4 protein-coding genes are annotated in these 4,818 nt (G+C 33.3%); all 4 read left to right on the top strand.

The features are described from left to right. Positions 1-82 precede the first annotated feature (82 nt). Positions 83-1,453, top strand: coding sequence for an ankyrin repeat domain-containing protein (locus V6U76_RS04495; RefSeq protein WP_333023892.1), 1,371 nt, complete (start codon positions 83-85; stop codon positions 1,451-1,453). 95 nt (positions 1,454-1,548) lie between these two features. Further along, positions 1,549-2,814: an NADH-quinone oxidoreductase subunit NuoF gene (gene nuoF / locus V6U76_RS04490; protein WP_333023891.1), complete on the top strand. Its 1,266-nt coding sequence runs from the start codon at positions 1,549-1,551 to the stop codon at positions 2,812-2,814. 124 nt (positions 2,815-2,938) lie between these two features. After that, positions 2,939-4,393 (top strand): ankyrin repeat domain-containing protein, encoded by a 1,455-nt coding sequence (locus V6U76_RS04485; RefSeq protein WP_333023889.1) that lies wholly within the window; start codon positions 2,939-2,941, stop codon positions 4,391-4,393. Between the two features lie 27 nt (positions 4,394-4,420). Continuing rightward, a partial coding sequence (locus V6U76_RS04480) for an ankyrin repeat domain-containing protein (protein WP_333023894.1) occupies positions 4,421-4,818 on the top strand: 398 nt, incomplete at its 3' end.

Raw genomic sequence — 4,818 nt, 5'->3', positions numbered from 1 at the left:
CGCAGTAGTCAATGATATTTTGCTATTGATTATAGTCGATATTATTTGTCATAATATATAGATAAGTATTAATCATAGATATATGGATACAAGAAATTTAAATGGACGGTTATCTTATTCTGTAAAAAGGAATGATTTAAAGAAAATTAAACAACTTATTAAAGAAGGAGCTGATGTTAATGCTTACGTTGATGCTGGTATTAATACTAAATTTTATGGATTTAAATGGACTTCTTTACATGTAGCCATTGAAAGTAATAATATAGAAGTGGTGAATGTTCTTCTTGAAGCAGGTGCTAATATTCATTCTGTAGATATGGATCATAGTTGTAGTGGTGCATACCTTACGTCTATGCATCTAGTTTGTTCTTCTGAAATGAAGCAAATTTTAATTTCAGAAATGAATAAAACAAATCCATCAACTTTATCTACTGATGATAAAATAGGATATGAGCTTAACAGAAAACTTATTGAAGCCCCAAAATTACCAAATAATGCTCCAATAATAGTTACTTGGGTGCCAAAAGAAAAGGGTGCATCATTGCCAGATGGTAAAAATAGCAGATTCAATTATTTAAAAATACTAAAAAACCAGAAATTAAAGTACAATGAAGATAGAGATATTTACTTAGTAATAAACGGTCCTGGGTTTTTACCAGGTCAAGTAGAAGAATTAAGGAGTCAACTAAAAGCAGTAAAGGAAGTGCATGTAGCAGATCTACATGATTATGACTGGAATGAGGTAGATAAAGGATGGAAAATTGATGGTGAAAGTATAGAAAGTATTAAGCAATATTATAAAGATATGTATAATATGCCGATTAATGACAGTAATAAAAGTAACAGAAGAACTTACTTTGCTGATGAAATAGACACTTTTAGAATGATTGCTCTTGCCATTTTAGAACAATTTACAAAATCCAAGGGTGGTATATATATGGATTTCGATAATTTAGAAACAGTAAAAGCCACTCTTAGCAAAAATGTCACAATTTCTAGAGGTGTATTATTAGAGTATTGTTCGGATAAAATTTATCAAAGTCTTATGAAGTATCATGCCAATAATGATTTCATTGCAATCAGTAATCCAAGCATAGCAAGAGATATAATAGATTTGAGCAAAGAAAAAGTATCTAGAGAAATAGGTGAATCATGCACGCGAAATGGCGTAGATACATTTTTCATGCGTAATCTAAAATGCATTAAATATAAGGGTCATGATTTATACAATACAAACGATTTTTTATTTAAATATAATGGAGGAAAAAGTTGTCAACCTAAAAATCCCCAAACTTGGTTTTTTAGCTCCCATCTATATAAAGAACAGTATCAGAAAGAAATAAAAAACTTGAACTCAAAAGATGAAGAACAAACACAGTGGAAAGAAAAAGTAAAAACTGAATTGGAAAAACCAGTTGTTGAAGGCATAAATTCTGGGAAGCATGTTAGCTAAATTTTTTGGTTCCTATGGTTTTCTTTAGGAAAAATTCTCTAGTATAAAAACAGAGAGTTTTGTATATTAAAATTATGGGAATCTTGAGGTAATTTATGCTAAAGGAGCAAGATAAGATATTTACTAATTTGGATGGTAAAAAAAGCCCTTTTTTAAATGAAGCAAAAGAGCGTGTGGTTTGGCAGGACACAAAAACACTATTAGATCTAGGTTCAGAGAAGATTATTGATGAGGTAAAAAAGTCTGGCTTAAGAGGTAGAGGAGGAGCAGGGTTTCCAACTGGGCTTAAGTGGAGCTTTATGCCTAAAACTAGGCTAGATAATCAACCTGCATATTTAGTAGTAAATGCTGATGAGTCTGAGCCTGGTGCGTGTAAAGATAGAGACATTCTTCGTTATGATCCTCATAAATTGCTTGAAGGAATTTTACTAGCTGGAAAGGCTATGAATATAACAACTGCATATATATATATAAGAGGTGAGTTTTATAATGAATATTTAACTTTGCAAAAAGCGCTAGAAGAAGCTTGCAATGATGGTTTGCTCGGGAAAAATGCATGTGAATCTGGCTATGATTTAAATGTATTTATTCATAGAGGTGCTGGGGCATATATCTGCGGTGAAGAGACGGCACAGCTAGAATCACTCGAAGGAAAGAAAGGATTTCCCCGTATGAAACCTCCTTTTCCTGCAGGAGTTGGTCTGTTTGGCTGCCCAACTACGATAAACAATGTTGAGACTATAGCGATGGTACCAGATATCTTAAGGCGTGGTGGTGAATGGTTTTCATCTCTTGGTAAGCCTAATAACACAGGCACTAAAATATTTTCAATCTCAGGGCACATAAACAATCCATGTAATGTTGAGGAAGAACTTGGTATTCCACTACGTGAACTAATTGAAAAATATGCTGGTGGAGTGCGTGGAGGCTGGAATAATTTACTTGCCGTTATACCTGGTGGATCTTCAGTACCACTTATTCCAAAATCTATATGTGATACAGTGGAAATGGATTTTGATTCGCTAAGAAGCGTGCAGTCAGGTCTTGGTACTGCTTCCGTGATCGTTATGGATAAATCAACAGATATAATATCTGCGATAGAAAGACTAGCTCATTTTTATATGCATGAGTCATGTGGGCAGTGTACGCCATGCCGAGAGGGCACAGGATGGATGTGGAGAATTATGAAGAGAATGGTAACAGGAAATATAGAACGAAGAGAAATAGATCAATTACTTGATATTAGTAAACAAATTGAAGGGCATACCATCTGTGCGCTTGGTGACGCTGCAGCCTGGCCTATCCAAGGTTTAATAAGACATTTTAGACATGTTATCGAAGAAAGGGTTACTATTAACTAAAAAAAATATTCAACTTCAAATAATCTTGATCCCCTAAGTTAATCTACCGGAATTATATACTTATTTCACAATAAATTAACTAGTTTATGCTAATATTATATTATCGTTTAATTAAGGAATATTTATGGATAAATTACCCCCAATAGGCACACAAATGTCAACTACAAATTTGAGTCAACAATTAAAAGAGGCAATCGAAAAAAACAACATTGAAGGTGTGAGATCCCTTATTAATAGAGGCGCTAATGTTAATTATCAAGAAGATGGTACTAAAACATCACTATTGCATATAGCATCTTATGGCGGCTACTACGAAATAGCAAAATTGCTTCTTGAGAAAGGCGCTGATCCTAATATCAAAAATAGTAGTGGAGCAACTCCTCTGCATGATGCAGCTAATCAGGATAAACCATCAATAGCAAAGCTATTGATTGATAATGGAGCTAATCCTGATATAAGAAATAACCATGGGCATTTACCATTAGACTTAGCTAAAAGTGAACAAGCAATGAAGTTATTGATCAAAGATATTCAAGAGTCACATTTAGGTGAACAATTACTGCGTGCTATTGAAGCAAAAAATTTTGTAAAGGCCAAAGTTCTTATTGATAAAGGCGCTGATGTTAATGTGAAAAATCAATTTAATGACACACCATTACATCGTGTTATATTTATGAAACAGGAAGACTTAGTTAAATTACTTATTGAAAAGCATGCTGATGTCAATGCGAAAGGTAGCGGTCATGGTAGTACACCATTGCATAAGGCTACATCTATTAGTGGGGGAAATAACAACATTGTCAAATTACTTATTGAACATAATGCTGATGTTAATGCAAAAAATGATATAGGTAACACACCATTGCATAATGCTGCAGGGAATGGATATAGAGAAATAGCAGACTTGCTTATAAGAAGTGGAGCTATGTTTAATATAAAAAACTATAAAGGAGAAGAGCCTATAGATGTGCAACATAGGAATTATGCAGCAATAGGTTTATTACAAGAATACAGTGCATTTTTCAAAGCAGTAGAAGGTGGAGAGAAGAATACAATAAAAACCATGTTAGAAGGAAATATTTATGTCAATGTCAAAAATTACAATGGTGAAACACCATTACATCGTGCTGCGTTGATGAAGCATGGTGACGTAGTTAGATTACTTGTTGAAAAAAATGCTGATGTTAATGCAAAGGATAACAAGGGTTCGACAATCTTACATCATGCTGCAGTAAGTGGAGATGAAGAAGTCATTAAATTACTTATCGTAAATGGTGCTGACCTAAATACCAAAAATATGGATGGTGATACACCATTACACTTAGCGGCTTATAACGGGCGAGAACAAGCAGCAGATTTACTTATAAAAAATGGTGTTGAAGTTAATTTACACAGTAATAGTGGCATAACACCACTACACCTAGCAGCTGGCTCGAATAGAGAGAAAATCTTAGATTCTCTCATAAAAAGTGGTGCTAAATTTGATATAAAAGATGATCAAGGAAGAAAGCCTATAGATCTAGCACATAATGATAGTAAAATAAAAGAAGTATTAAAGCAATACGATAACTTTTTCTAAGCAACAAAAGATGGAAATGAGAATTCAATAAAACAGCTTATCGAAAAGGGTGTTTACGTAAATGTCAGAGATCACATTGGTAATACACCATTGCATATAGCAGCAATGAATGAAAATAAAGATATAGTTGGTTTATTAATTAAAGCTGGAGCTGATTGTAAGATACAAAACAGCGCACAAAAAACTCCAAGTGATTTAACTATTCATCAGACAATCAAAACCATGATTGAAAATTGTATGGATAAAGAAGAGATGTCTCAAAGATTATTTAAAGCAATTGATGATAGAAATCTAGAGGCATTTGAGAACCTTTTAAATAACGGTGCTGATGTTAATGTAAAAAATAGTGAAGGTGCACCAATTTTGTTGTATAGATTATATCGTTCTGACATTTATGATCCTTTTAGACTTGATCATTCCATCAA

The organism is Wolbachia endosymbiont of Pentidionis agamae, from assembly GCF_036711655.1.
Lineage (GTDB): Bacteria > Pseudomonadota > Alphaproteobacteria > Rickettsiales > Anaplasmataceae > JAZHPY01.
The sequence above is the reverse complement of the archived record's forward strand: the minus strand, read 5'-3'. Positions and strand labels throughout refer to the sequence as shown.